Genomic DNA, 22115 nt, shown 5'->3' on the forward strand with positions numbered 1-22115 from the left:
CACTTGACCGGCTACATTCAGACACAAGAGTACGACAATGACGATTCGGTGGGGATTGATCGGTGTGGGCGACATCGCGAACAAGCGTGTCGCTTCGGCAATTCAAAACGATCCTGATTCACAACTGGTCGCGGTGTGTCGCCGCAGTGAACCGGAGTTGAATCGTTTCGCTGACCAGTTCAAGGTGGCCCACCGCTTCACCATCGCCGAACAGTTGCTCGCCTTGCCGGAACTGAATGCGGTATACATTGCCACGCCCGTGGATTGTCATCTGCCGCAAACCCTGGCTGCCGCTCAAGCAGGCAAACACGTGCTGGTCGAAAAACCAATGGCACTCAGTTCAACCGAATGCGACCAAATGTTGACCGCATGCAAGCAGGCTGATGTCCAGCTTGGTGTGGCCTACTACCGCCGATTTTACCCGACCGTGTTGAGGACAAAGCAACTGATCGAATCGGGAGCTTTAGGCCGCGTATTATCAATCAGTTGCGTGACTGGCAATCCGCTCCGTTTCCCAGCCGACGATTGGCGCGTCATCCGGGCTCGCGGCGGCGGTGGACCGTTGATGGACATCGGTAGCCACCGCGTTGACGTGTTCCTGCAACTGCTCGGCGGTGTCTCCGGTGTCCAAGCTTGCATGGTCGCTTCCCCGGACTACGAAGCCGAACAAGCCGCCAGCTTGATCTTGCAGTTCGCCAGCGGGGCACATGGTGTTCTGCAATGCTTCTTTGGCACCCACGACGTCCCCGATCGTTTGGAGATCATTGGAACGGATGGACGAATCGCAATTGAAGACCTCAACGCGGGCGAAATGATTGTGCGGACGGTTGCGGGCGATTCGGTCGAACATCATCCTCCCGCCGAGAATCTTCACGCTCCGTTAATCGAAGACTTCAGTGCAGCATTGATCGCAGGCCGAGCCCCTACGGTCAGCGGCCAAGTCGGCAAGCAAACCAGCGACCTGCTGCAAGCGGCCTACCAAAACGCTGGAATTCCGACGCCCTCCTGACCAGAGCCGTATGCTCCGCCCTGATGCATCTTTGCAGCCGAAAACCAGTGCGGCTTTTAAGGTGCTAATCCCGTTTGCTGGGCTCGTTCGCGCCGGGGTTTGGATTTGTTAGCATCGGTGTGCTTGTGCGAACTCAGGCGTGTTTGCGTTTACGACATGATTCTTTCCTTAGCGATCTCCCGACATGACCCAGACTCGAACCGAACGTGACTCGATGGGCGAAGTTCACGTACCCGCCGATGCTTATTATGGTGCTCAAACCCAACGGGCGATCGATAACTTCCCCGTTAGCGGCTGGCGTTTGCCGCCGGCGATGATCTCGGCAATGGGACGCGTCAAATTAGCTTGCGGCGTCGCCAATCGCGATTTAGGAAAGCTCACCGGGACTGGCAAGAACCCGCTGACCGACAAACAAGTCACCTCGATGTTGACCGCTTGCCAAGAAATCGCTGACGGCCAATTGGGCGACCAATTCCCCGTCGATGTGTTTCAAACGGGAAGCGGCACCAGCAGTAACATGAACATCAACGAGGTCCTCAGTAACCGAGCGATCGAGATTGACGGTGGCGACCGGTTGGATGAATCAAAATCGATTCACCCCAACGATCATGTGAACATGGGGCAAAGCACCAACGACACGTTCCCAACCGCGATCCATGTCGCCACTGCCGTCGAGATCGATCAACGGCTGATCCCAACACTCAAACGCATGCACGCTTCGCTAGCCGAAAAGGCAGAAGCTTGGGACAAGATCATCAAGATCGGTCGCACACACTTGATGGATGCCACGCCGCTTCGCCTAGGCCAAGAGTTTGGTGGCTTCGCTCGCCAACTCGAGCTGTCCATCCAGCGTGCGGAACGCGCCCGCGACGCCGTTCTTGAATTGCCCGTCGGTGGCACCGCCGTCGGATCCGGGATTAACACGCACCCTGAATTTGGCTCCCGAGTTGCGGCACACCTGGCTGAGCAAACTGGTATCCAATTCATCGAAGCGGTCGATCACTTCGAAGGCAACGCTAACCGCGACGGGTTGGTCGAAGCCCACGGGCAACTCAAGTGCATCGCACAAACCCTGCTAGGTCTGGCCAACAACATTCGATGGCTCGGCAGCGGACCTCGTTGTGGTTACTACGAAGTCAAATTGCCAACCCGCCAACCAGGCAGCTCAATCATGCCTGGCAAAGTGAACCCCGTGCTCTGCGAATCCCTGATGCAACTTTCCGCCCGGGTCATCGGTAATGACGGTTGCTTGACAATCAGCGGCGGATGCGGAGGAAACTTCCAACTAAACATCATGATGCCCGTGATGGCTCACACCATCTTGGAATCAATCGCCCTACTCGATGGCGGCGTTGGCGCTTTTGTTGACTTCTGCCTCGACGGCATGGAGCCAAACGAAGAAGCCTGCAACGCAGCGGTGGAGCAAAGTTTGTCGATGTGCACCAGCCTGAACCCCCTTATCGGCTACGAACAAGCGGCTGCTCTCGCCAAGGAAGCGTTCAAGACCGGCCAAACCATCCGCGAACTTTGTGAGCAAAAGAATCTGCTGCCCGCCGATCAGCTCAACGAAGCTCTCGACCCGTGGAAGATGACCGAGCCACAAGCTTAGTGCTCCACCACCATCTCATCCTGCCGTACCGGACGAGCTAACGGTCCAACACAACCGTAGTGGATGAGGTAACGAATCCATCACATAACCGCAGTGGATGAGGTAACGAATCCATCACATAACCGCAGTGGATGAGGTAACGAGTCCATCACACAACCGTAGTGGATGAGGCGACGAATCCATCACACAACCGTAGTGGATGAGGCGACGAATCCATCACACAACCGTAGTGGATGAGGCAACGAATCCATCACACAACCGTAGTGGATGAGGCAACGAATCCATCACACAACCGTAGTGGATGAGGCAACGAATCCATCACACAACCGTAGTGGATGAGGCAACGAATCCATCACACAACCGTAGTGGATGAGGCGACGAGTCCATCACATAACAGTAGTGGATGAGGCGACGAATCCAGCGGCATTCTCACAGCCACCGCATTCGCCCTCGTTCACACCAGAAATCATCGAACGGGCAACTGAACCTTCCCCAGCCCGTTGCAACCAACCGCATCCATTAGCGAAACGGCCCAAGCCGTCCGGTACCCCGAACGCTCAACCCAATCGAACGCCTAATACTTCGACGCACCCGCGAAGAACAAACCGGCCAACGTGGCGCAGATACTTGCCGTCGCAAGAATCTTCCAGGTGCCTTGTTTACGCTTGTTTGCAAACACGACCAGATAGACGAGGGTCAGCGAAAGCAGCCCTTCTTTCCGATCGGTGCGGAACGCCAGCAAGATCACACTCAAGATTGCACCAATCGCGACCATCAAGAATGCCGAACCGCCTAGGTTCAAGAACATCTTCATCGGGCTAAACTCGATCGTCTCCGCACGCCGGGATGCGTTCACCGCCAAGACAGCGATCCCGGTGGCGCTGCCAAGGATGAACAACACTAACGCCAGCATCCAAGGTGGCATCCCCGCACTGCCGATCATCCGCTGCTGAAGTTCCTTGGCGCGTTGCATGTCGACTTCGGCTTTATTCAACGCCATCGTGCCAGCATCGATGTCAACGCCAGCGACCTGGTGCGCCATCATTCGCTCACCCGTTTGCTGGTTGTACCCGCACTTCATGCAAAGCACTGCACCGGCGGCCATTTGTGCCGTACAAGCGGGGCAGATCGAAGCGATGTCCTTGTCTAATCCCTCTTCAGCAAAAAGATCGCTCATCGACGAACTGGCCGCCGATGGTTGGGCATAGTTCGGTGCAGCGGTTTGCGGAGCGGGAGCGGCCTGCGCGGGACGACGGGGCGCCTGCGCGGCTGCTTTCGTCGCCGAGCCAGGTTTGCCTGTCGATGGCTTGCGAGATCCCGCAGCGGGGACCCGGATCGGATTTCCACAACCAGGACATTTGACTGCCTTGCCCGCCAATTCGTCTCGAACGCTTAAAGACTTGCCGCACTGGCACTTAATGGGAATCGGCATCAATGTTCCTTGAACGACGCTTCAGGGCGGACTGAGAAAAGAGGACAGATAAGGAGCGACCGAACGGACATCATCCGGCCCGATAGTCAAAAAACGTAGAAACCGTTTCCGCCAGGAACGGCTCCACGCCTAGTATTGTTGCGAGCGATCCAAACGAGACAAGATGGGGCCAACACCCCATCCGCAGTCCCATCCTCAACGTAGTGGACGAGGCAACGAGTCCGAACCCGCGACCGCAGCAACATCCCAAACGTAGTGGACAACGCAACGAGTCTCTCCGCGAAGCTCAAACCAACCGGACTCACCGCCTCATCCACACCAGCCTTTAAGGATGACAAAGCTCCGCCCATTATAGCCACGCTCGGCACAAACGCCCGCCTCGTTTTTGAGCCCTAAATAATTCTCTTCCACAACAGACCGCTCGTTCCGACGATTCACGGATTCTTCAGCATTACCCGCCAATTTTGCTTTTTGATGACAGGACGCCCGCCCTCTGGCATTCCACGATCCATTTCACCTTGTAATGTGGCGGTCAATTCCTCGATCGTATGCTGAACCTCGACAGACAACTCCGCCCCGTCGCCACGAAACGCCAAATTCGTCTTTTCCAGAGGATCCGACTCGTAGTCGTACAGTTCAACGCCGCGTTTTCCATCATCCCAAAGCGTCAAACGGTAGCGGCTGGTACGAATCGAATACCCCAAAAACGGCCCGCCGGTTTGACGGTTCTTTCCGCGATAGACCTGACTGATCGTGAAGCCCCGCCCAGGCTGCCCAACGTCCTGCAATATTCCAGTCAGCGATTGGCCATGCAACTCATAAGGAGTCTCGACGTCGCACATCTCCGTCAACGTGGGATACAAGTCCACCAAACCAACCGGAGTCCGAGCGACCTTCCCAGCCCCTTTTAGATTCGGTCCCGCGATTAGATACGGAACCCGCGCCGACTCTTCATACAAGCTTTGTTTCTGCCATAAGCCTTTCGCGCCCAAATGATAGCCATGGTCGCTCGTGAAAACGACAATCGTGTTGTCGGCAAGCCCATTGGCATCCAACGCATCAAGCACCTTGCCAACCTGAGCATCCATGAAAGTGGTACTGGCATAGTAAGCCTGAATGGCCTCACGTCGTAAAGCGTCGGTCATATCGTCGTGGGCAGCCTTCTGACTAAGCAGAGCCGCGACGGGAACGTCAATTCGATCCGCCTCGACATCATTAACCAGCGGCATGTCCGCCAGATCATAGTGTTCAAAATACTTCGCCGGAGCCACATAGGGCGTGTGTGGACGGAAGAAACCGACCGCCAAAAAGCAAGGTCGATCCTTGCGTTTCGCACAACGCTCCAAAACCCACGCGGCCTCGTCCGCGATCAACCCATCCGTATGCTGCTCGTCCGGTCGCGGCGAAGCGTACCACGATAACGTTCCCCCGAACTCACCTTCCCGCAGCGAGAAGATGTCGGGCTGTTCAATCAGCCGATCACATCCGGCCGGATTGAGTTCGAGCTCCCAAGACGCAGGGTCGTCATGGCCGTCGGTGCCGATGCTCTTAGGAACATTGTAGTGATACAGCTTTCCGATACGAGCCGCGAAATAGCCAGACAAACGAAACGCTTGCGGCAGCGAAACGTGGTTAGGAATCGTCTCTCGAAAGATTTGGTTGTTACCCAAAATTCCCGTCGCGTCAGGATACAACCCGCACAACATCGAATTGCGAGACGGCCCGCAAAGCGGCAATTGACAGTAACCGTTTTCAAACCGAACCCCGCGGGCCGCCAAGCGATCGATGTTAGGTGTCTTGACCAACGGATCGCCATAACACCCTAAACGACAATTCAGATCGTCCGAGATCAGGAACAATACATTGGGACGCTGTGTGTTTTTTTCGGAATCATCAGCATGCAAACACGACATCGTTCCCAAAAATCCTAACCAACCGAACAATGCGGCGATGACCGCGTTTGGCGTGGCGTAAGTGGTCGAACTCAGCGTCAGTCGTTTGCGTTTGAGCATGGGCAGCATCTCGATGTTCTGGATTGGGGGAACCGTGCATACGAACACGCACCAGGATACCAAACACTGACGCAAGACGCGGAATCAATCAGAAGCCTCGTTCCCAACCGAACGCTTCGAACTGCGTTCGCGTCGACGAGCAATCAAACGCAACGACATTCCCGTTGCCGGGATTCCAATCGCGATTAAAGCATCACTGCCACAAGACCAGTGAGCAATCAAATCAGCCCGCTGAAGTATCTGCGCTGAAGTATCTGCGCTGAAGTATCTGCGCTGCAGACGTTGGCCCACCGGGATTGGTAGTGCAAGCAAACGTCAAGCGGTAACAAGCGTCACCTCAACGCCCAAAGAAGTCCGCGTCGGCCCCCATTCCAACCAAGCCGCCCACCTACGTAGCTGACCGAGGCCCTTCGGTCAGCCCCAAAACAAAACCGACTGAAAAGCCTCAGTCGGCTACAGAGTGACCTGACTGTTAACAGCAACCTGAAGCGAACTGCCACCCCCGCCCAAGACGAAAGCGTATCCCCGGCGTCATCTATGCGCCCAAAGAAGTCCGTGTCAGCCCCCATTCCAACCAAGCCGCCCACCCCAGTAGCTGACCGAGGCCCCTCGGTCAGCCCCAAAACAATACCGACTGAAAAGCCTCAGTCGCTTACATGGTGACGTGACTAATAACAGCGTCCTGATGCGAACTGCCACCCCCGCCCAAGACGAAAGCGTATCCCCGGCGTCATCTATGCGCCCAAAGAAGTCCGCGTCGGCCCCCATTCCAACCAAGCCGCCCACCCACGTAGCTGACCGAGGCCCCTCGGTCAGCCCCAAAACAATACCGACTGAAAAGCCTCAGTCGGCTACATAGAGACGTGACCGATAACAGCGGCCTGAAGCGAACTGCCAAGCCCGCCCAAGACGAAAGCGTATCCCCGGCGTCACCTCAACGCCCAAAGAAGTCCGCGTCGGCCCCAACGCCAACCAAACCGCCCACCCCAGTAGCTGACCGAGGCCCTTCGGTCAGCCCCACAACAATACCGACTGAAAAGCCTCAGTCGGCTACAGAGTGACCTGACTGTTAACAGCAGCCTGAAACAAACTGCCACCCCCGCATAAGATCGAAGTGTATCCCCGGCGTCACCTCAACGCCCAAAGAAGTCCGCGTCGGCCCCCACTCCAACCAAGCCGCTCACCTACGTAGCTGACCGAGGCCCTTCGGTCAGCCCCACAACAATACCGACTGAACAGCCTCCGTCGGTGACCGTTGACCTGATTGAAAATGTCGCCCAGAAGGATGTGCCCGGTCACCTGCCCACCGCAATCCAACCGGATCGCAACACTGCAAGGATCGATGAGACGACGCCTGAACCTGGACTGGCACGAACGTGCCTGGGTGTCGCCTCATCGACTAGTCGCATAGTACCGAACCGGACTCGTCAATTGATTGACATTCGGTCGCTTAAGCTGCCAAACCACCGACGCCGAACCACGTAATCAATAAACTCAAAAAAGCGGCCAGTCGCCACTGATCAAACCAAGGACTTCATAGTCGACAGCGATAACCGGGAAAAGTAGATGAAGCGGAGGCGGCGTTGAATGCCGAAGACGACCCGCCATAGCGGAGAGCACACTTCCCCCGGTTCATCGCCATCGTTATCCGCGACAGCATTCCACCGAGCGCAAACCGCAATGGCCTAACCGTTTACAACAGACTCCCGGCAGGAAGGACAGTCAACCATTCACGACACCTGCAGCTGGACCACAATCAGATCGCTACCGAGTCAATCCGCGTCCTGAGATCCCAGCAAACAGAAACACCGACCCAAGCACTAAACCACCAACCCGGAATCGGGGCCCAGGACCGTCATCCCCGAGAAGCATCAAATTAACAACGAGAATGCCGACTCCAACCGCTATCGCAAGCAAACGAACGGCACCATGAGCCTTCTTCTTTGGCTCGTCCTGCAAATCCGGGCGTGCGTGGGGACTTTCGTCAAACGGATCACTCTGTGGGGTCATTTTAATACTCCAGCCGGATAAAGCTGTGGTTCAGCGGGCCGGGACGGTTGACTCTCTGTTCGTGAAACCCTGCAAGCCCGGCACCAGTGCATCGCATGGTTCGGTTTTGTGTTTGGATTTAGGTTCAACGGTATCGTGGTGTAGTTTGTGCGATATGAAGCGGGTCAAAATCGAGATGATCAAGCCGGATAACGGCACGGGTCAGCAGGTGGCAGGAGTTCGTTCTCCATGTGTGAAATCTCGCCATTACAGCTGCGTTCCATGCGATAATTAGCCCTCATTTGAGGACCGCAATGATAGGTTGTGTGAACGACAAAGCTGGATGCCTATGGAGGCATACATCGAAAGGAACATTGCAGGCAATGCGATCATTAAAAGGTGCTCTAGATTGTAGCCAGGGGAGTAAAGCTGTTCGCGAATGACATTGCCGGCTAGGACGATCGCCAGAACAAAATAGGCACCAAACAGTATTGCAGACAAATGCGCCCGCAGATCAAGTCCGGTGGAACGCGAAGGGCCCATCGGAATCAGTAGCAATAGGTTGGAAGCCAGTAGAAGAATCATGCCTAGACCAATCAACACGATTGACGCGACGCCAGCAATCATGCCAACAAGCAAAAGTTTCAGCGTCGACTTAGACGCAATGCGACAAGGCTGTGCGCCGGGAACTTCGTGGCGAGTACCATTCGTTCGAGATGGTTCGTATGGATTCATCAGTTAGGTTCGAGTTCCCGTGTCAATCGACTTCGGTCGGGTAGCACCAAACATCACCTGGCCATATAGCCGTATCGCAGGCCATAATGCTCCGACGCATGCCCATCGCTATCCGCCGGTTTTCGTCCGCGAAATAGCGTCAGATTTGGTCGCCGTCGTATCGTTCACCAATTTCACGATCAGGTATTGAGTGCTGCCAGTTCCGAGAACTCGGATTTCTTGGTTAACCGTTTTGAATCCATCGCAAGAGAATGTCAATTTTCGCTTGCCGGATGGCAAAATATAAACGGGTGACACCTTGCCGTGTCCGAACATGGCGTGACCGACGAAATCGCCATCAATCTTGATTGAGACGGGGCGGACCGAATCGAAAGGGACGATCGTGTTGCCGACGTTTGCCATCAAGACCGGATTCCCATCGCTATCGACTTGACCCATCATGGGATTGTGGTCGTATGGAGCGATGAACACGATGTGAACAGCTGAGTGATTATGCGGTGTCGTATTTTCAGCAATCACCGGGAGTGGAGCCAGCAGAGTGATTAAGGTGACGATCGCAAAAAGACGAACCATGGCGTTTCTGGCTTGAGATAGAGAATGGAAGATTTAGGTCGATGAACGGAACGGTTCAGCGGGCGGCAGCGAGCAACTCGCAAGCGGACGAAAAGAACAACCTCCGCCGCTCCGATGCAGTCAGCGAATGACTTTTTAGCGGTGATTCGAAGGGCCGAGCAAGGCAAAGAAAAATCGACGCGGGAAAACAGAGCACGGAAACCCCGATCGTGAATCAATCACAGTCTAGTTTGGATATTCGTAGTTTCCGCCAAACCGAAACCAAGGCAGATTTCGCGTGAAATGGATGCCAATGTAAACGAAGAGGATCCCCAACACGCCCCGTTCGTTGGCCGTAAAAATGAATCCGACATCTTGGTTGATCTGTAGGCCGCATCCATGGCAGGCAAAGTACGCGCCCATCGAAACAAGGCAAACGCCCAGCGTCAAGTTTCGCATCGAATCATCCTGGTTAGCCGGATAACGTTGGCATCACCGATGCACGGCCTATGTGGTTTCCATCTGTAAATATTTTATGCCGTGCTTCGTGTGAATGCCATAGTTATCCGTCATGCAATGATTTACGTGGAAGGTCGAATTCACGATCTAGGACGATGTCAGCGACGGACGGTATTGAGGCGTGAAGTAACAGGTGAAATACAAGTCGCTCTCGGTCAATCCGAAGGATGCGTATGGTAGCAAAAGACTCTGGGTCGTCGCATTCCATAAATCCACCGGTGGGGTTTCCGTAGCGAAAAGCCACAAATTCGTTCGCCTTCAAGAATCCAACATTGTATAAATCGCCAACCGGTTCCAAATGACGGTCAGGTGAAGCGGGTGAAAGGTGAATCACATCGCCCGGCGTGAGGTCGATCGGGAGTTGCAGACCGAGTTGGTAGTACCAACCGCCGGTTGATTCGAGAAAACTCTCGCCATCACGAATTGTGATGTACGAACCGTCGCCAACAACGACGCCATGGTGCCCAAGACCGCCTTCGTAGTGCCGGTCAACAACGCCAACCGCAAACGGGTACCAGTGGACTTCGTCTGTTCGCTCGGTGGTTGCGTGTTCCGCAGGCACAATTGCGCGAGCGTCACAGCCGTTGAAGACAACGAGCAACGCCATAGCCGAAATGCAGTGGAGTGACGCCATGGATTTCAGTCGGGTAACGTTGGAATTCACACTGTGGCGGGAGTTGATCATCCACTTCAGAAAGCACGCCACCGCCACTCGCGTGCAATTCTCTGGTTATCCGTCGTAATGGCTGGGTATGAATACCTGTCAGGCGTCCGGTACGACAAAGCTTAAGTGATGGGCGGCGTGCCATTGTTGCATCAAGAGCCATTGTTCACGATTGAGTCGACCCAGCATCGGATAGTGTGTGACGAATGGAGTAGATGGATCCATTAAAGTTTCCGCGAGCGCATAAAACCGGTTTGCACAGGCTTCTTCATCGAGGTCGAAAGCGGGCTGAAGTTGTTGCGGGGCTTTGCCACGAAGTTTGGATGGTTTTCCCTTCCGCATCGTAGGCATGAACATCAGTTTCATCACTGGTCGCAACAGGGCAGGAAACTTGAATTCCGCACCATCGATCGTCATTTGCATGGACATGTTCAGGTGATCGAGTATTTGGGCGAGGCTCCAAGCGCCAACCAGTTCGTAGCCGCCTTCACGCAATCGAATAATGTCGGTGCAAGCAGCACCCAAGTCAGGGTAACGCAAATCCATTCGTCGATCTGCGATTGTCACTTTCCGTTCAGGTTTCTGGAGCATGCTTGTTGAGTGTGATTGTAGCTGGTGCGAGTAATTCAGTCGGATAACGGTGCGATTCAGCGGGGTCGCGCGAGCGACTCACCTTTTCAAAAACGTCAGTTCGCGTCCTTCATTGCATGCGATGGTTATCAGACTTACAACGCTGCGCTTTGGGGTGGCTGTGGAGGAACGGGGGTCTAGGATTTTCTTGCAAGTGCGTTTGGCCTACGCGAAAATGAAAGGGCACGGATCGGGTCGCGGAGGCCGTCTGCGGATTGGTGCACTGTGTCGTTAAAAACACGAGCCCGCTGGTTATCTTGGCCCTGTTCGACTCTTGACGTTGGCATTGATGGCACGTTGAGTTGCTTCGGCAGCTCAACACGACCTCGTTGGAGAACCTAAACAGCAATATGTCGAGTACGCCCGATCCGTGCTTTTCTTCCCGTTCACACAGGAGACTTCATTGTGGCACGCGAAAAACGAAAAAACAAGCAAGGTGTCAGCGGTAATAAGAAACCGCTTCAAGTTCACAACGCGACTGCAAAACTGCGATCGCCTCGACGGGGCGGCATCCCTGTCGATAACGCACCGCCTCCGATCGAATCGCTCAAGCAAGTCAACACCAACGCGGCGGGCATCGACATCGCAGCGAACGTGCACTTCGTGGCGGTGCCCAAAGACCGGGACCCAGAGAATGCGGTCCGCAGTTTCGGAGCCTTCACTGCCGACCTCGAGGCGATCGCCGATTGGCTTGACCAATGCCGCATCGAAACCATCGCCATGGAGTCCACCGGCGTCTACTGGATTCCACTCTTTGAAGTGCTCGAGCGGCGAGGTTTCAAAGTCATCTTGGTCGAACCGAGTCAAATCAAGAAGTTTCGTCGCAAGACCGATGTCCTGGACTGCCAATGGATTCAAACCTTGCATACCTTCGGGCTGCTCACTGGATCGTTTCGACCGGAAGATCAGATCATCGTCCTGCGCAGCTACATGCGACAACGCGAGATGCTCATCAAGTGTGCGGCGCAGCATATCCAGCACATGCAGAAGGCCATGGAGCAAATGAATCTCAAGCTCACTGAAGTGGTCAGTGACATTCTAGGGGCGACCGGCACGGCAATCATCGATGCGATCCTAGCAGGCGAACGCAATCCGCATCGACTTGCAAAGCTACGCAACGACAAGTGCAAGAACGATGAAGCGACGATTGCCCTGGCTCTGCAAGGCAACTGGCGCGACGAGCACCTGTTCTCGCTGCAACAAGCGATGGACCTGTACCGCTACTATCACGAAAAGGTAAAGGAAGTGGACGGGCAGATTGAAGCGTACCTGCGGCAATTCGAGGACAAGTCAGGTGGAGAACCGCTCGCCAAGCCACCTCGCGCCAAGCAGCGGAGCAAGACGACCAATGAACCGAAGTTTGACACTCGCACATTGATGTACGAGATCTTGGGGGTCGATTTGACGAGCATTGATGGAATCGGTGCCCACTCGGCATTGCAAATCGTCTCGGAGATCGGAACGAACGTAGATGCGTTTCCGACGGACAAACATTTCGTGAGTTGGCTGAGTCTTTGCCCGGAGGCGAACAAGTCAGGCGGGAAGAAGCAGAAGAAGGGCAAGAGCCCGACGCATCGCAGCAGCAATCGTGTGGCACAGGTGTTCCGCGTGTGTGCACAAACCTTGATTCAGTCGAAGTGTGCGTTAGGTGCATTCGGCCGGCGTCTGCGAGGTCGCGATGGAGCGGCCAGTGCGATCACAGCGATCGCCCGCAAGCTTGCGATTATCGTCTACGCCATGATTAAAACGGGCCGACCGTACAAGGACATCGGGTCGGAGGCCTATAACAGTCGTTTTCAGGACAAGTTAATCAAGAGCTTGCGCCGCCGCGCGATTGAACTGGGCTACGACCTCCAGCCAACGCTGTCGGTCTAGAACCTAACAAAAGAAGTGAGCACCGCACTCAAGTGCGCTATCGTTGCGTGCCGACTCTGAAAAAACGTTGCAAATCCCTGCACCGGAGTCTTAAATCCTCAGAAGAATCGACCGTCATTACTCAAAACCTATTGCCACTCACCCGCCCAAAGTGGGGTTAGTAGGTGTAGTTCCTGGAGATCCGCCGTATTGGAGTCGATTATTCGGTCACCCAAACGTTGAGTCCAAGCTGCACCGGTCCGTGATAATCAAGGCCGTTGCGATCGAGAAACGCCACTACTGGTCCAGTGTCTCCACTAACGGCGTATTCAATAGCATAGACAAGGTGATAGCCCGAGTTTAACAAGAACAGAATGGTGCAAACAGAGTTGGCGATGAGACGATGGTCAGTCAGTCGCGTCAGTAGGATCGCAAGAACAACGAAGGGGACGACGTTGACCACGAGTAAGAGCCAGACAAACGCGAGGTCGCTGACGGTAAACTTCGGGTCTCCGCTCTGCAGCGCGAAGTAGAAAGCACATGCCGTCATAAGTGCAAGCAAGTCGCGGATCGCCAGTCGTTTAGCGTTGGGCTTCATTGCTCTTTCAGTCGGATAACGGCAGACATCACCGAGGACGCGCGAAAGATTCACCATTGCCAAACCGCTCGGCTCGCGTCCTTCGGTGCATGTCATTGTTCTGCTTTTGGCGGCGGGGTCAAATCTAGATCAGAGTTGTCAACCATCCACGCACGATTGTTCTGCTTGAAGATTCGCGGACGCGTGCGAAGTCTATCGTTGTTCGACGGGTCAATCACAAGCCTGAATCCAAGATCATCTTCGCGTGGCGTTGCGTGATGGCTGTAGCCCCAATAGTCCGTGCTGGGCGCGAGTCGATTATTATCATCATCTAGGAAAACGCGACCATCAGTGAACCCGCCTCCCATAGAACGTGACCCCAGATTAAAGTACGCATTGTTGGTCGGATCATCGTTGAGTATGTATTCCGACACATTGCCGATAAGCCCAAAGATGCCTTCCGGCGAGCGGCCGTTCGGTCGCGCTTTGACAGGCTCTGTTCGTTTTGGACGCTTGTCAGGATCATTTCGCATTCGAGCGGCGAAATCGTATTTGATGCCGTGCGACGTATGCGCACGGTCCGGTTTCCATTCGTTGCCCCAGGGATAGTGTCGCGTCTTACCGTATGCGGCGATCATCCATTCGTTCCACGTTGGCAGTCGGATCAGACCCGCGTTGGGATGCGACGTGTCGGTCCAATCGGCAAACGCAGTGGCGTCTGGCAGCGTGACAAGGGCAACGGGATGGTCGTCCAGTCCAGCCGGGAACTTTCCATCTCGCCAGATTGTTGAAGCGTCTTCGATCGAGTACGGAATGTCTCCGGTGGAAAATACACGCCGCTTCTTTCGCTCCGCGATGATTCGGAGTATTTCGGTATCATCCTTTGTTTTGTTCGCTGCATCCAAATACGCCTTAAACTGCGCATTTATCACCTCGGTTTCAAGAATGTAGAAATCGGGATAGTCGATTTTGTGTGACCGAGGTGAGACCCGCCGAAAAACGAGTGTTTGGGCGACACCAAGTTTAAGCTCGATGGTGGCGGTCTCAGTCGGTTCGTCGGCGTGCGACATCGTCGCAATCAACACGGCGAATAACGCGAGTAGCCGAGTCATTGTTGCACCGGGGGTTTTTTCATAGCAGAACGTCGGACATCACGGGGCACGGAGCGTTGACCTTCCATTCCAAGAAACCCCGCAAGCCGTGCTCCCGTGCATGTCATGGTTCGCCGCGTCCTTGGCCAAATTCATGCCCGGTTCGTTGGCCGCGTCTCAGTACGAAGGCCAATCCTACCAAAACAGTGCCGAGTGAAGACAGGGGAAGACAGTAGGACCTGACCTGACGTGCGATGCCCCACCAATAGCGATGAAGCGTCGTGACCGTCGAGTCCGGTACGTATCCGCCAGTCATCAGATGGGCGAGTGGCCAAGCGCCGAAGTACAGCACAGCAGAACCTAGCAACGCAATCATGGACATCGCGAGTAGCACTATGGGGGCTTTGTGCAGTGTTTTTCGCAAAGGTGGTTCCGCAGGGGACTCGACCTGGAACTGGTTTGTCCGGTATGGGTTCATAGCGGCATAGTATCACAATATTTTCAGTCGGCGAACGGTTACGATCACGTGGTCGCCGCGAGCGACTGACCACTTCAATAAACTCAACTCGGCGACTCACGTGCATCGTCTGGTTCCCCGCTCGTCGTATCGCCAACCCCAATAGCGGAAAGCAAGTTAGGGCAAGCAGCGAAATCAGCAGGTTGCGATCGGCACGAGTTTCGAATCCACCGCAACCCGGAGTATATCGCGGATTGAGCAATTGGGCTTAGTGATGATGAAGAACTTGGAATATGCGGTTCGAGCGAATAAAGGAACGGGTCAATGCATTGTAGGGAGTTGTCGGATTCGTAATGTGATGCGACCGGGTAGAAGTAGAAGAGTAGGCTGGGGAAATCCATGTAGGAAAAGCACCACGCGTAGAATTCGAGGTCGGCGCGGGTGACGTCGCCGACAATACGATGAATGATGTCGCGATCTGTAAACCTATCGTCACCATACGGCGAATCCAGGCGAGCAGCGGAACGCAGATTCATCCGCGGAGGTGCAAACATCGATGAAAGGTCGCGAACTGCGGAAGCGTTCATGATTCAGTCGGGGAACGGCGGACATCACCGAGGACGCGCGAAAGATTCACCATTGCCAAACCGCTCGGCTCGCGTCCTTCGGTGCATGTCATTGTTCCCCGCCCTCGCGTTGGTCCGCCAAGTAGTCGAGCCAATCCTGCTTGTCGACGTGGAACGGTAGATCATTGTATCGTGCATGATGCCAGCCAAGTCCATCCCGTCCAGTCAGCAGATAGAGAATCCTCGCTCCCATTTCGGCTACAACGCCATCCTGGTCAAGGCACGCGAGCCCATCATCGACAGTAATTGTTGCGTCGCTTTCGCAGTTTTCCATCAGCGCATTTGCAGCCATCAAGAGTTCCGTTTGATTCTCAGCCCAGTTCGATTGCCGGACTATAGATTTGCATTCTGATATTGATGGACGCTCGGATTTCATGCGGTGCTCGAAACACACACTGCCAAAGGATTTCGCGAGACCGGTGTTCCGCGATGCATGTTGATCTTCAGTCGGGGAACGTTAGAAATCACGGGGGACGGGCGAACGACTTGCAAGCAGACGAGAAAACGGACCACCCGTCCTCCCGTGCATTTCATGGTTCGCCGCGTGATTGTGTTTTTGAGTCGGCCCATTGCGACCACGCCGAGTGATCGTCACCGAATTGATGTCCAGTATATCGTTCGAGCGCGTCGATGATTTGACGCAAGCTAGAGTCTCGCGCATTCTCGAGGTCGCGTTCCGTATCAACGGATCCGCGGTATCCATCACGCGGCACGTAGTACGTTTCAATGTATGACAGCATATTGGCGGCTTGGATCGCGGATGCGTCATCGTCGATCTGTGCATGTTCATTGCCCCATTCAATCAATTCATGCGTCACCGCGCGTTGGTGGAGGCCCGACGCTTTTTCGTTAAGCCACGACCAGGCAAGCATCGCCGACGCACAGCAGATTGCCAGCACCGCGGTCCCGGCCATTAGCTTGCGTGTTGTGAATCGCATTTGCGTCAATCTAGATAGACGATTCAGATGGCCGTCGGCGAACACCAGCGATAACCGGGGAAGTGGGATCGTAGCGGAGGCGGGTAAAATGCCGAAGGCAACCCGCCGTAGCGGAGAGCACACTTCCTCCGGTTCATCGCATTAGTTATCCGCTTTCTCGGGATGCGTGACGCCTGGTGTAGATCCCGCCGCCCCAGAAGATCAAGACGGCTGGAATCCCTACCAGCCCGACGAATCCAACGAGCACGCCGAGTATCGAGTGTGAATGGGGGCCCATGTCGCTTGTGTATCGTAGGCCAAACCAAATTGTCGTAAATGCCATGCCGATGGCAGGCAGAATATACAGTCGGCCAACAGCAGCGAGAAAACATGCAATTGGCATTGCGGTCAAAACCCATACGGATAGCCACGATTCCCGAACTGAATGCGTGGTGCTGTGGATATAGCAAGCAAACACGGGAAGAAGTATGAGCATCGCCACCGCAGCTATTCGATGTAAGGCGGTGTTGAGCGATGGGTGAGTGAGAGTCCGCCACGACGAGATCGGCGACCGGGGATCGCATTCCGCTTCGGCAGAGGAGGAGATTGCTGGGTCGTATGGATTCACTGGCAATTGCATTTTCTAAGCCGGATAACGTTAGCGATATGCGGGCGGCGGCGAGAGACTTTCCACTGCGAAAACGGCGACCACCGCCGCTCCGTATCATCGCATGGTTATCGCACATTTGTCGGAACCAAGTGTAAAGTTAGTCGATGAGAATGACATGACACCCAACGGTAACGAGTGAGACCACAATCGAAGTAATCGCAAACACACGGTGTATGGTGGTGCGCGTGACAATCGCGCAGATTACCCCGAGAAAACCGGAAAAAGTACCAGCGAGACAGATGTAGTCAACGAAGGTGGTCATGACTGAGTTGTGGTTCCACGGTCCGTCGGTGGAGAGCGTTGCGTCCGAGGATGGAATTTGACCGGTAGACCAAGCGTAGCACCAAGTGCATGCAACGAGAGTCAGAAGCCCGGCGAGCGAACCGAGCGCAAGTACGAATGGCAAACGCGACGATTTAGAGCCATGCGATTCCGAGTTAGCTTCAGTATGGATTCGATCGCTCGTCAGTATGTAGTGTCTTGATGCGATAACGGCAGGCGTCACCGGGCGGGGAGAGTAAAGTTGTCCATTTCAAATCCGGCCGCAAGCCCCGCTCCGTGTGCACGCCATGGTTATCCGTCATTTGGAATTCGGAAACCAACGAGTGTCGTCCTAAATCCGGTGTTTCGCACAGTAGCGATAGAGCCACGGTAGTTGAAGTATTCATCCGGCTCGCCGACAAAGCGGCCCGTCTCGAATGCACGAATCGTCCATGTCTCGCCAACCACGGATTCGGGTGTCAAGTTGCCAGCGAACACATCCCGTCGATTAGGTCCGAGGATGTGCAGTGCGGCGGCATCGAAAGTGTAAGGAGTTGAAATCGGATGGCCATCAACCGTTTCCACCTTAAACCTTATGGGATTGTATTTTGGGACAGATTTACCGGAAAGTCTTGGTAACCACCGTCCAGTCACGGTCGCCATCGTGCCCAGAGGTTTGCCGATTCGGCCTACGACGATCACCGTGCGGCCGATGTCTTCGACGGGCACAACGGTCGCCTCGGTTTGTGAGTGCGCACGATTCGTGAGAAGCGTTGCGGCTAGCACTATGAGAAGATGTCGAATCACGAGGAATCGCATGTGAGTCGGATAACGGCACCCGTCACCGAGTACGGAGGTTTGATTGTCCATTTGTGAAACCGCGCAAGCCCGGCTCCGGTGCACGGGATGGTTACCCGCCGTCTGGGGTCGTCGGATTCGTTGTGTCGATTTCACGCAGTGCTTCGGTGAAATCGTCAAGAGGAAAGTCCTCGAACAGCTCTGGTTCCGTCTCGTTCAGTTCCTCAAGTTTCGTGGCCATCGTGGCCGGATCGACAAATTGAACATAGATCGCCATGTACGAGTCCTCTTCTTCGTCGTCACTGAGTTGGATCGTAAACCCAGCGTCGGCCATACGCCATATGCCCATTGTCGGATCATCGGCGAAAGTTGGCTGTTCGTATTTGCCGAATCGCGTATTGATTGCGGAGCGAAGTTCCTCAAACGACTGTGAGCGGTCGTAATGGACCATCGCCCCGTAGCAAGCACCGTCTTTGTAGTCGAGAACAACCTGACGTGGTGTCCAGTCCGCGCTTGCGGAAGTCAAAAGCATCGGGATCGCATCGGTCGGCGACGAACCTAGAACGGCTTCGTTGAAAAGTTGGACGCTCGATTTGGACGAAGGATTGTTCCTGGCCATTTGGTCCGAGTCCCCGCAACCTAGCGTGAGCGAAAGAGCAATGAGGGCGAAAAGGCGATTCATGCATCTCAGTCGGGTAACGTTGCGGATCACCGGGCGACGGGAGACCGCGTTCTTGTAAAACGAAAAATCGGACCACCGTCGCTCCGTGTGCATCCGATGGTTATCAAACTTACAACGCTGCGCTTTGGGGTGGCTGTGGAGGAACGGGGGTCTAGGATTTTCTTGCAAGTCCGTCTGGGCGACGCGAAAATGAAAGGGCACGGATCGGGTCGCGGAGGCCGTCTGCGGATTGGTGCACTGTGTCGTTAAAAACACGAGCCCGCTGGTTATCTTGGCCCTGTTCGACTCTTGACGTTGGCATTGATGGCACGTTGAGTTGCTTCGGCAGCTCAACACGACCTCGTTGGAGAACCTAAACAGCAATATGTCGAGTACGCCCGATCCGTGCTTTTCTTCCCGTTCACACAGGAGACTTCATTGTGGCACGCGAAAAACGAAAAAACAAGCAAGGTGTCAGCGGTAACAAAAAGCCGCTCCAAGTTCGCAATGCGACTGCGAAGCGGCGAACACCTCAGCGTAGCGGCATTCCCGTCGACAACGCGCCGCCTCCGATCGAATCGCTCAAGCAAGTCAACACCAACGCGGCGGGAATCGACATCGCTGCGAACGTGCACTTCGTGGCGGTGCCCAAAGACCGAGACCCAGAGAATGCGGTCCGCAGTTTCGGAGCCTTCACTGCCGACCTCGAGGCGATCGCCGATTGGCTTGACCAATGCCGCATCGAAACCATCGCCATGGAGTCCACCGGCGTCTACTGGATTCCACTCTTTGAAGTGCTCGAGCGGCGAGGTTTCAAAGTCATCTTGGTCGAACCGAGTCAAATCAAGAAGTTTCGTCGCAAGACCGATGTCCTGGACTGCCAATGGATTCAAACCTTGCATACCTTCGGGCTGCTCACCGGATCGTTTCGGCCCGAAGATCAGATCATCGTCCTGCGCAGCTACATGCGACAACGCGAGATGCTCATCAAGTGTGCGGCGCAGCATATCCAGCACATGCAGAAGGCCATGGAGCAAATGAATCTCAAGCTCACTGAAGTGGTCAGTGACATTCTAGGGGCGACCGGCACGGCAATCATCGATGCGATCCTGGCAGGCGAACGCAATCCGCATCAACTTGCAAAGCTACGCAACGACAAGTGCAAGAACGATGAAGCGACGATTGCCTTAGCACTTCAAGGCAACTGGCGTGACGAGCATCTGTTCTCGCTGCAACAAGCGATGGACTTGTACCGCTACTATCACGAAAAGGTAAAGGAAGTGGACGGGCAGATTGAGGCGTACCTGCGGCAATTCGAGGACAAGTCAGGTGGAGAACCGCTCGCCAAGCCACCTCGCGCCAAGCAGCGGAGCAAGACGACCAATGAACCGAAGTTTGACACTCGCACATTGATGTACGAGATCCTGGGGGTCGATCTGACGAGCGTTGATGGAATCGGTGCCCACTCGGCATTGCAAATCGTCTCCGAGATCGGAACCAATGTAGATGCGTTTCCAACGGACAAACATTTCGTGAGTTGGCTGAGTCTTTGCCCGGAAGCGAACAAGTCAGGCGGCAAAAAGCAGAAGAAGGGCAAGAGCCCGACGCATCGCAGCAGCAATCGTGTGGCACAGGTGTTCCGCGTATGTGCACAAACCTTGATTCAGTCGAAGTGTGCGTTAGGTGCATTCGGCCGGCGCCTGCGAGGTCGCGATGGCGCGGCCAGTGCGATCACAGCGATCGCCCGCAAGCTTGCGATCATCGTCTACGCCATGATCAAAACGGGCCGACCGTACAAGGACATCGGGTCGGAGGCCTATAACAGTCGTTTTCAGGACAAGTTGATCAAGAGCTTGCGCCGTTGCGCGATTGAACTGGGCTACGACCTGCAGCCAACGCTGTCGGTCTAGAACTTGGCAGACAAAGCGAGCACCGCACTCAACTGCGATACCGTTGTGCGCCGACTCTAAAAAAGCAGTGCAAACCCCTGCACCAGAGTCACTAAGGCCAAGGCAAGATGGTCACTCCGCACCCGCAAACCCTTGACGTTCACCCGCCCAAAGTGGGGTTAGTAGGTGTAGTTCCTGGAGATCCGCATTTCAGAGTCCATCAGGCGGTACATCGTACAGGTTGTAGCGAACACCGTCCCGAAGCCCATTGTCAAGCGGTGGGCTAACGCAGCACTCGTAGAGTTCCAGAATTTGTGACACGGGCCTGCCATTTAGTTTGGTGTACACCCCATCCTTACCCTCCTTGGCTAAGATCGACAACTTGATCGCGTTCAGACGGCGTCGAACCGATGGGTCAAGCCGTGGGCAAACGGAGTTTACGACACCGATGATCGCGTCAGGATCGGGCGATTCGATTAAGGGGTCGTCATGCATTGCAAGCAAGTGTGCTTGGGCTCGAGATCAGTGGTTTCAGTCGGATAACGGTACGCATCACCGGGCGGCGGGAGCACGGCAACCACTTGTGAAAACTGACCACCGCCGCTCCGTGTGCATGCGATGGTTACCCGCGATTTACGGCATCGACCGGGCATGTTCCAACGTACTTCGAAAATGTCGTGACATACGGATCATCCACCACGATCTGCGTTATTGAAGTGTAAGGGATGACATATGGCGAATCAAACCACCGCCCCGACGAATCAAAGAAAACGAAATCTAGCGTAGAGTCGGTGAAATCAACGATGCGCCCAATGTGGAACCCAAACTCTTCCGCGTCGGGACAGTCCTCGCATTCAATCTTGACGTTGACGTTGAGGCGATGGATGGATGTGAGTGCCGATCGCATGTCATTAGTCACAAACGAAGGAACTGAAGTCGCGAGTTTCGCGTGACCCTCCGACGCGATCATACGAGTCCACGCTTCGTTGATGGCTAGATCGGTGACCGTGGACGATGGTAGTGCGACGAAACCTGCGGGCGTAAAGCCATCGAATTCACGTACGACAATCAGTTGCGAGTTTCGTGATGCCACGTAGCCGCGTATTTCGCCATCGAGTTTGCGTTTGACATCAACAATGTGCGGTGGACGAAGTGTCATTGAG

At 54.8% G+C, this 22115-nt stretch carries 22 protein-coding genes; 4 read left to right on the plus strand and 18 right to left on the minus strand.

Going from position 1 to position 22115, the window contains the following annotated elements:
- The first annotated feature begins 37 nt into the window (after window positions 1-37).
- Both ACR3ZL_RS15850 and ACR3ZL_RS15855 read left to right on the plus strand, forming a co-directional pair.
- Complete coding sequence (locus ACR3ZL_RS15850; protein ID WP_473652147.1) at window positions 38-1009, plus strand: Gfo/Idh/MocA family protein; 972 nt, start codon at window positions 38-40, stop codon at window positions 1007-1009.
- Window positions 1010-1193: 184 nt separating this feature from the next.
- Complete coding sequence (locus ACR3ZL_RS15855) at window positions 1194-2618, plus strand: class II fumarate hydratase (RefSeq protein WP_473652146.1); 1425 nt, start codon at window positions 1194-1196, stop codon at window positions 2616-2618.
- A gap of 574 nt (window positions 2619-3192) precedes the next feature.
- Here ACR3ZL_RS15855 and ACR3ZL_RS15860 read toward each other — a convergent pair.
- The 8 genes from ACR3ZL_RS15860 to ACR3ZL_RS15895 all read right to left on the minus strand — a co-directional run bounded on the left by ACR3ZL_RS15860 (window position 3193) and on the right by ACR3ZL_RS15895 (window position 11112).
- Window positions 3193-4050 carry a hypothetical protein gene (locus ACR3ZL_RS15860; protein ID WP_486172764.1) on the minus strand — a complete coding sequence of 286 codons (858 nt, stop codon included), beginning with the start codon at window positions 4048-4050 and terminating at the stop codon, window positions 3193-3195.
- Between the two features lie 434 nt (window positions 4051-4484).
- Window positions 4485-5963, minus strand: coding sequence for a sulfatase (locus ACR3ZL_RS15865; protein ID WP_486173588.1), 1479 nt, complete (start codon window positions 5961-5963; stop codon window positions 4485-4487).
- Window positions 5964-7826: 1863 nt separating this feature from the next.
- On the minus strand, window positions 7827-8072 hold the full coding sequence (locus ACR3ZL_RS15870) for a hypothetical protein (protein WP_473652143.1): 246 nt from the start codon (window positions 8070-8072) through the stop codon (window positions 7827-7829).
- A gap of 270 nt (window positions 8073-8342) precedes the next feature.
- Window positions 8343-8786, minus strand: coding sequence for a hypothetical protein (locus ACR3ZL_RS15875; RefSeq protein WP_473652142.1), 444 nt, complete (start codon window positions 8784-8786; stop codon window positions 8343-8345).
- A gap of 108 nt (window positions 8787-8894) precedes the next feature.
- Window positions 8895-9359 carry a hypothetical protein gene (locus ACR3ZL_RS15880; RefSeq protein ID WP_473652141.1) on the minus strand — a complete coding sequence of 155 codons (465 nt, stop codon included), beginning with the start codon at window positions 9357-9359 and terminating at the stop codon, window positions 8895-8897.
- Between the two features lie 225 nt (window positions 9360-9584).
- Window positions 9585-9797 (minus strand): hypothetical protein, encoded by a 213-nt coding sequence (locus ACR3ZL_RS15885; protein ID WP_473652140.1) that lies wholly within the window; start codon window positions 9795-9797, stop codon window positions 9585-9587.
- A 103-nt stretch (window positions 9798-9900) separates the two neighbouring features.
- Window positions 9901-10491 carry a hypothetical protein gene (locus ACR3ZL_RS15890; protein WP_473652139.1) on the minus strand — a complete coding sequence of 197 codons (591 nt, stop codon included), beginning with the start codon at window positions 10489-10491 and terminating at the stop codon, window positions 9901-9903.
- Between the two features lie 129 nt (window positions 10492-10620).
- The gene (locus tag ACR3ZL_RS15895) at window positions 10621-11112 is read right to left on the minus strand and encodes a DUF1569 domain-containing protein (RefSeq protein ID WP_473652138.1); all 492 of its coding nucleotides are present in this window, start codon (window positions 11110-11112) and stop codon (window positions 10621-10623) included.
- Between the two features lie 444 nt (window positions 11113-11556).
- On the opposite strand from ACR3ZL_RS15895, the gene ACR3ZL_RS15900 reads away from it, so the two are divergent.
- Window positions 11557-13026: an IS110 family RNA-guided transposase gene (locus tag ACR3ZL_RS15900; RefSeq protein ID WP_473652137.1), complete on the plus strand. Its 1470-nt coding sequence runs from the start codon at window positions 11557-11559 to the stop codon at window positions 13024-13026.
- A 199-nt stretch (window positions 13027-13225) separates the two neighbouring features.
- Here ACR3ZL_RS15900 and ACR3ZL_RS15905 read toward each other — a convergent pair whose 3' ends face one another.
- The 8 genes from ACR3ZL_RS15905 to ACR3ZL_RS15940 form a co-directional block, all read right to left on the minus strand.
- Window positions 13226-13603: a hypothetical protein gene (locus ACR3ZL_RS15905; RefSeq protein ID WP_473652136.1), complete on the minus strand. Its 378-nt coding sequence runs from the start codon at window positions 13601-13603 to the stop codon at window positions 13226-13228.
- 92 nt (window positions 13604-13695) lie between these two features.
- Entirely contained in the window at window positions 13696-14694 is a 999-nt protein-coding gene (locus ACR3ZL_RS15910; RefSeq protein WP_473652135.1) for an SUMF1/EgtB/PvdO family nonheme iron enzyme, read from the minus strand.
- A gap of 103 nt (window positions 14695-14797) precedes the next feature.
- Window positions 14798-15055, minus strand: coding sequence for a hypothetical protein (locus ACR3ZL_RS15915; protein ID WP_473652134.1), 258 nt, complete (start codon window positions 15053-15055; stop codon window positions 14798-14800).
- A 179-nt stretch (window positions 15056-15234) separates the two neighbouring features.
- The gene (locus tag ACR3ZL_RS15920; protein ID WP_473652133.1) at window positions 15235-15717 is read right to left on the minus strand and encodes a hypothetical protein; all 483 of its coding nucleotides are present in this window, start codon (window positions 15715-15717) and stop codon (window positions 15235-15237) included.
- Between the two features lie 88 nt (window positions 15718-15805).
- Window positions 15806-16048, minus strand: coding sequence for a hypothetical protein (locus ACR3ZL_RS15925; protein WP_473652132.1), 243 nt, complete (start codon window positions 16046-16048; stop codon window positions 15806-15808).
- Between the two features lie 238 nt (window positions 16049-16286).
- Window positions 16287-16694, minus strand: a complete 408-nt coding sequence (locus ACR3ZL_RS15930; RefSeq protein WP_486172765.1) for a hypothetical protein — start codon at window positions 16692-16694, stop codon at window positions 16287-16289.
- Window positions 16695-17916: 1222 nt separating this feature from the next.
- Entirely contained in the window at window positions 17917-18474 is a 558-nt protein-coding gene (locus tag ACR3ZL_RS15935) for a hypothetical protein (RefSeq protein ID WP_473652130.1), read from the minus strand.
- 40 nt (window positions 18475-18514) lie between these two features.
- Window positions 18515-19084 (minus strand): hypothetical protein, encoded by a 570-nt coding sequence (locus tag ACR3ZL_RS15940; protein ID WP_486172766.1) that lies wholly within the window; start codon window positions 19082-19084, stop codon window positions 18515-18517.
- Window positions 19085-19503: 419 nt separating this feature from the next.
- On the opposite strand from ACR3ZL_RS15940, the gene ACR3ZL_RS15945 reads away from it, so the two are divergent.
- Window positions 19504-20973, plus strand: coding sequence for an IS110 family RNA-guided transposase (locus ACR3ZL_RS15945; RefSeq protein WP_486172767.1), 1470 nt, complete (start codon window positions 19504-19506; stop codon window positions 20971-20973).
- Window positions 20974-21162: 189 nt separating this feature from the next.
- Here the strand turns inward: ACR3ZL_RS15945 and ACR3ZL_RS15950 are convergent, their stop codons facing one another.
- Together ACR3ZL_RS15950 and ACR3ZL_RS15955 are read right to left on the minus strand one after the other, a co-directional pair.
- A complete protein-coding gene (locus tag ACR3ZL_RS15950) occupies window positions 21163-21447 on the minus strand; it encodes a hypothetical protein (protein ID WP_473652127.1) in 285 nt (94 codons plus the stop codon).
- A 127-nt stretch (window positions 21448-21574) separates the two neighbouring features.
- Window positions 21575-22111, minus strand: coding sequence for a hypothetical protein (locus ACR3ZL_RS15955; RefSeq protein ID WP_486172768.1), 537 nt, complete (start codon window positions 22109-22111; stop codon window positions 21575-21577).
- Window positions 22112-22115 lie beyond the last annotated feature (4 nt).

Source organism: Rhodopirellula sp. J20-39, from assembly GCF_057365095.1.